The sequence below is a fragment of the Streptomyces sp. NPDC005151 genome, from assembly GCF_053599875.1.
In genome coordinates this window covers 1-4,763 of the sequence record NZ_JBSFYR010000200.1, presented here as the reverse complement: position 1 = coordinate 4,763, position 4,763 = coordinate 1, and the positions used below count along the sequence as shown (strand labels likewise).

5 protein-coding genes are annotated in these 4,763 nt (G+C 73.0%); 2 read left to right on the top strand and 3 right to left on the bottom strand.

The window, feature by feature from the left end; translation table 11 throughout:
- Nucleotides 1-162: 162 nt before the first annotated feature.
- Both ACWD6R_RS39810 and ACWD6R_RS39805 read right to left on the bottom strand, forming a co-directional pair.
- The gene (locus ACWD6R_RS39810) at nucleotides 163-1,329 is read right to left on the bottom strand and encodes a DUF2786 domain-containing protein (protein ID WP_451823227.1); all 1,167 of its coding nucleotides are present in this window, start codon (nucleotides 1,327-1,329) and stop codon (nucleotides 163-165) included.
- A gap of 414 nt (nucleotides 1,330-1,743) precedes the next feature.
- Nucleotides 1,744-1,986, bottom strand: coding sequence for a hypothetical protein (locus ACWD6R_RS39805; protein WP_451823226.1), 243 nt, complete (start codon nucleotides 1,984-1,986; stop codon nucleotides 1,744-1,746).
- Nucleotides 1,987-2,030: 44 nt separating this feature from the next.
- On the opposite strand from ACWD6R_RS39805, the gene ACWD6R_RS39800 reads away from it, so the two are divergent.
- Entirely contained in the window at nucleotides 2,031-3,725 is a 1,695-nt protein-coding gene (locus ACWD6R_RS39800) for a bifunctional 3'-5' exonuclease/DNA polymerase (protein ID WP_451823225.1), read from the top strand.
- A 32-nt stretch (nucleotides 3,726-3,757) separates the two neighbouring features.
- On the opposite strand, the gene ACWD6R_RS39795 is transcribed toward ACWD6R_RS39800, so the two are convergent.
- A complete protein-coding gene (locus ACWD6R_RS39795) occupies nucleotides 3,758-4,036 on the bottom strand; it encodes a hypothetical protein (RefSeq protein WP_451823224.1) in 279 nt (92 codons plus the stop codon).
- A 411-nt stretch (nucleotides 4,037-4,447) separates the two neighbouring features.
- Between ACWD6R_RS39795 and ACWD6R_RS39790 the strand changes: the two genes are divergently transcribed.
- Nucleotides 4,448-4,693, top strand: a complete 246-nt coding sequence (locus ACWD6R_RS39790; protein WP_451823228.1) for a DUF2804 family protein — start codon at nucleotides 4,448-4,450, stop codon at nucleotides 4,691-4,693.
- The last annotated feature ends 70 nt before the right edge of the window (nucleotides 4,694-4,763 follow it).

Here is a 4,763-nt window from a genome sequence, read left to right as displayed (position 1 = left end):
CCTCGCGGCGTTGTCGTCCATCACCATGGCTCAATCCTCCGCCTTGCGATGCACGCACCCCAGCCCCGCTCCTTCACCCACCCCCCAATTGCCGGTCGGTCTTATGCGGACTTTCCGGTCATCTGGTAGAGGGAGGGGCGCCGCCTGCTCGCATACGCCCCGCTACCGGGAACCGTCGATGCCCGGCCGCCGCTCGCCCATCCGGGCCCGGTCGGCGGCGGCTGTGCCGTGCGCCCAGCCCTCGCCGTCCGTCACACCGCGCACCCGGGTGCTGGTCGTCCGAGGGAACATCCGGTCCGCGGCGTCCGTGACCGCCACGTCCCGCGCCGCCAGGACCGGCAGCAGATCGCCGTCGGCGGCGACACCCTCCGAGACCGAGGCCGCGGTCACCCGGGCGGTGTCGGACGCCAGGCGCGCGCCCAGCCGCTGGACGTACGCCATCAGGAAGGACTGACGGAACGTCTTGGTCCGCTTGCGCCCGCCGGCCCGCTGGCCCGCCTCGGCCTTCGCCATCGCCGCCGTGCCCTGGACCAGCAGGGAGGTGTACAGCAGTTCCACGGCCTCCAGGTCCGGCTCGAAGCCGACGACCGTCGAGAAGCCGCGCTCGTTGTTCCACACAGCGCGGCAGCGGTTCGCGGAGGCGACGGCGTCGAGCAGGATCGCCTTCGCCGTCTCGTACGGGGCATCGACCCCGATCCGGCAGGCGCCCGGCGCCTCCTTGCTGTGCGTACGGGCGGCGAGGAGGGCCTCGTCGATGGAGTGCCGGGCCATCAGCTCCTGCGCCTTGGTGGTGAGGGCCTCCGCCTCCTCCGGGAACCCGGTCGCCTCCGCCTTCGCGAGCAGCGCGCGGATCCGGGTCAGCATGCGGGGTTCGTCGTGCGCGGGCGGCAGATCGAGCCGGCGGCCGGGGGCGCCGGGCGGCGGGCCGACCGGCTCGATCGAGGGGAGCCGGAGCAGCAGCCGGTAGAGACCGAGGAGGGCGGAGGCGTACGAGAACCGGTCGGGCCGGTTCCGCGGCGGCGGCGCGGGCAGCTCGGCCAGCTGGGACCGCCAGCGGGGCGGCAGCTGCTCGTACCGTCCGGTCTCCGCGGTGATCAGCCCGGCCGCGAGCCCGGCCCCGGTCTCGTCGAGTTCGCGGCGGACGATCCGTACGACATCGGCGGGCTGCCAGCCACGCTCCCAGGCACGGCGGACGAATTCCTCTCCGCGCCGGACCAGTTCCGCGTCGGCCGCCGGATCGGCGGCGAGGAGGGAGGCACCGGTGTCGAGACCGGCGTCGCCGTCCGAGTAGAGGGCAGCCGCGAATGCCTGGTCGATCACCGGTTCCATGAGGTCAGGGTAGGCAGGCTCGCGCGGCGGGGTAGGCCTGGCCCCACCGTCGCGCGGAGGCGGCCTCGTGCTGACCGTCGCCCTGGCCGCGCTGCGGACCCGCTGGACCACTCTCATCGGCACCTTCGTCGCGCTCGCGCTCGGCGTGGGGCTGATCGCGACCATGGGGCTGGGACCCGCCTCGGCCTTCGACGCCCCGGACCGGAGGCCGCAGCGATTCGCCGCGTCGCCGGTGGTGGTGAAGGGCATCGACACGTTGACCGTGCGGGTGCGGCGCGGACCGTCCACCGCTCATGTCACCAGGAGACTCGCTCATCCACACCCTGTGGATATCAAACTTCTGCGCGACCTGACGGCGCTCGGCCCGGTGGCCCGCGACGGACAGGACATCGGCGGCGGCCCGGACGCCGTGGGCTACCTCGAGGTACGGCGGATCCCCGGGGCGACGCTGTCCGCGTCCGCGTCGACCGCGGTCTTCGTACGGGAGGAGGACACCGCGCTCATCGCGGCAGAGTCGCGGGCCGTCGATGACGCGAAGACGCTCGCGGCCGTCGAGCGGCTGCCGGTGGTGGCGGGCGACGTCCGTGACCTCGACGACCGTTCGATCGTCGTGAACGAGGAGTGGGAGCAGCACACGGTGGGCGCGACGGAACCCACGCCGCCCCACCCCACTGTCAGTCCCACCTGCCAGACTCACACACATGACCGAACGCTGGGCTCTGGCCACCACAGAGACCGGCGGCGCCCGCCTCACCCCCCTGACGGCCGGCGGCCTCCCCGCCGCCCCGGTCCTGACCGAACCCGACCTCGTGGAGGCGGTCCGTTCCCGCCCGGACGTCATCCGCTGGGTCTGGCGGTCGACCGCCGAGATCTACCCCCGCCTGCTCGCCGCGGGCGTACGGATCGACCGCTGCTACGACATCGAGGCAGCCGAGTCCCTCCTCCTCGCACACGAGGGCCGGCTCGGCGAACCCCGCTCCGCCGCGGCCGCCCACGCCCGCCTCCGTAACGCCCCCGTACCCCCCGATCCCCCCTCCCGCGCCGCGGAGCCCGGCTCGCAGTCCTCCCTCTTCGAGCCGCAGTCCGGCACGGACATCCCTTTCGAGGCGCTCCTCCAGGTGTACGCGGAGCAGCTCCGCCGCCACGACGCCACCACCCACCCCGGCCGCATGCGTCTGCTGACGGCCGCCGAGTCGGCCGGCATGCTGGTCGCCGCCGAGGTGAACCGGGCCGGCCTGCCCTGGCGGGCCGATGTGCACCGGGACCTCCTGCACGACCTGCTGGGCGAGCGGTACGCCGGCGGCGGCGAACCCCGCCGACTGGCCGAACTGGCCGAAGAGGTGTCCACGGCGTTCGGCCGCCGGGTCCGCCCGGACCTTCCCGCCGATGTGGTCAGGGCGTTCGCACAGGCCGGGATCAAGGTGAAGTCGACTCGCCGCTGGGAGCTGCAGGAACTGGACCATCCGGCCGTGGAGCCGCTGATCGAGTACAAGAAGCTGTACCGGATCTGGACGGCGCACGGCTGGAGCTGGCTCCAGGACTGGGTGCGGGACGGCAGGTTCCGCCCCGAGTACCAGCCGGGCGGCACCGTCAGCGGCCGCTGGACCACCAACGGCGGCGGGGCGCTGCAGATCCCCAAGGTGATACGGCAGGCGGTCGTCGCCGACGAGGGCTGGCGGCTGGTCGTCGCCGACGCCGACCAGATGGAGCCGAGGGTTCTGGCCGCGATCTCCCGCGACCCCGGCCTGATGGAGGTCGCAGGCCATGACGGCGACCTCTACACGGCGCTGTCGGACCGCGCCTTCCACGGCGACCGCGACCACGCCAAGCTGGCGCTGCTGGGAGCGATCTACGGCCAGACCTCGGGCGACGGCCTGAAGAACCTCGCGGCGCTGCGACGACGCTTCCCGCTTGCCGTGGCGTATGTCGACGACGCGGCGAAGGCGGGCGAGGAGGGCCGTCTCGTACGGACCTGGCTGGGCCGGACCAGTCCGCCGGCGGCCGGGAGCGGGGACGACGACGAGGCCGGTATCCCGCAGGAGAGCGACGAGCAGCCGTCCGGGGAGGGCGAGTTCACGCCGGGCTACGCCTCGTCGAACGCCCGGGCGCGCGGCCGCTTCACCCGTAACTTCGTGGTGCAGGGCAGCGCCGCCGACTGGGCACTGCTGTTCCTGGCCGCATTGCGCCGGTCGCTGGCCGCCGCCGGCCTCCGGGCCGAACTGGTCTTCTTCCAGCACGACGAGGTGATGGTGCACTGCCCCGAGGAGGAGGCCGAGGCAGTCGTGAAGGCGATCCGGGCCGCCGGTGAGCTGGCGGGGCGGACCGCCTTCGGCAGGACGCCGGTGCGCTTCCCCTTTACGACGGCGATCGTGGAACGCTACTCCGACGCCAAGTAGTGGAACGCTACTCCGACGCCAAGTAGCAGAGCTCACGTGTCGGGGTGCTCGGCCGCCTCTGTCCCGGGCTCGCCCTTCCGCAAGGGCTGCGTCGGCTGCGTGGGCTGCGTCGGCTGCACCGTCTCCACGGGCGGAACGACGCGTCCTGTACCCGCACCCGGCCCTCCGAACCCGCCGAACCCGGCCAGCCCGTGGTCGTAATGCACGGCCCGCAGATGCCGATGCCGGTGCCGGGCATTGAGCAGATGGATGACGTACGCCGTCACCGCGATCATCGCCAGGACGACCGCCACGGTGATCAAGGTGTCCATAAGAGACGGCCCCCTTCGCACGCGCAGGCCGAGACTTCTCCAGGCTACTCCGCGAGCCGTCCGCACAGGTCGCCGGCCGAACGAGGAAAGCGGCCCGGACCAGGAACGTTTCCGTTCCGGCCCGGACCGGGGTGCGGCCACCCCGGGTGCGGCAATCCGGGGCGCGCCCGCGCAGCGGTGGTGCACGACTGCTGCGTGTCATGCAGTACGCGTCACCGCCCCGCAGATCGGTGGACGTCCGCGGCTTCTCGCTCGCCCGACGCACCGTCACCACGTCGTGCTCGGATCCGGCGACGGCGAGAAAGGCCTCGACCACGGCGGAACCGACGACCGGGGCCCCGGCTCCGGCCCCGGTGATGCGGCGCAGTCCGCGGCGTCGGTGGTGGCGACGGCCGGGAGACGGGGGGCGGGATCGGCGGAGGCGGTGCCGGTCGTCAGCCCGGCCGGCGCGAGCGCGGCGGGTGGCCACGGTGGCAGTACAGGCGGCCCGTACACGTCTACGGAGCACGGATCTCTCCACTCGCCGACCGCACCGACCAGTGCTTCGGCCACTGCAACGGCCGGATCAGGGACGACCGGGGCCAGGACATCGTCGTCGAGCAGCTCCTCGGCTGGGCGGAGGACGTCCACATCAACACCAGTGCGTTAGGCCTGTGACCTGCGGCGCAACTCTCCCGAAGAGGGGTGCCGGGACCGGGAAGCGAGTCCGTTCTCCATGAACGTGATC

Bases quoted from the DNA above. Each gene is read 5' to 3' on its own strand.
- ACWD6R_RS39810 (WP_451823227.1), bottom strand. From the start codon at position 1,329: ATGGAACCGGTGATCGACCAGGCATTCGCGGCTGCCCTCTACTCGGAC.
- ACWD6R_RS39795 (WP_451823224.1), bottom strand. From the start codon at position 4,036: ATGGACACCTTGATCACCGTGGCGGTCGTCCTGGCGATGATCGCGGTG.
- ACWD6R_RS39800 (WP_451823225.1), top strand. From the start codon at position 2,031: ATGACCGAACGCTGGGCTCTGGCCACCACAGAGACCGGCGGCGCCCGC.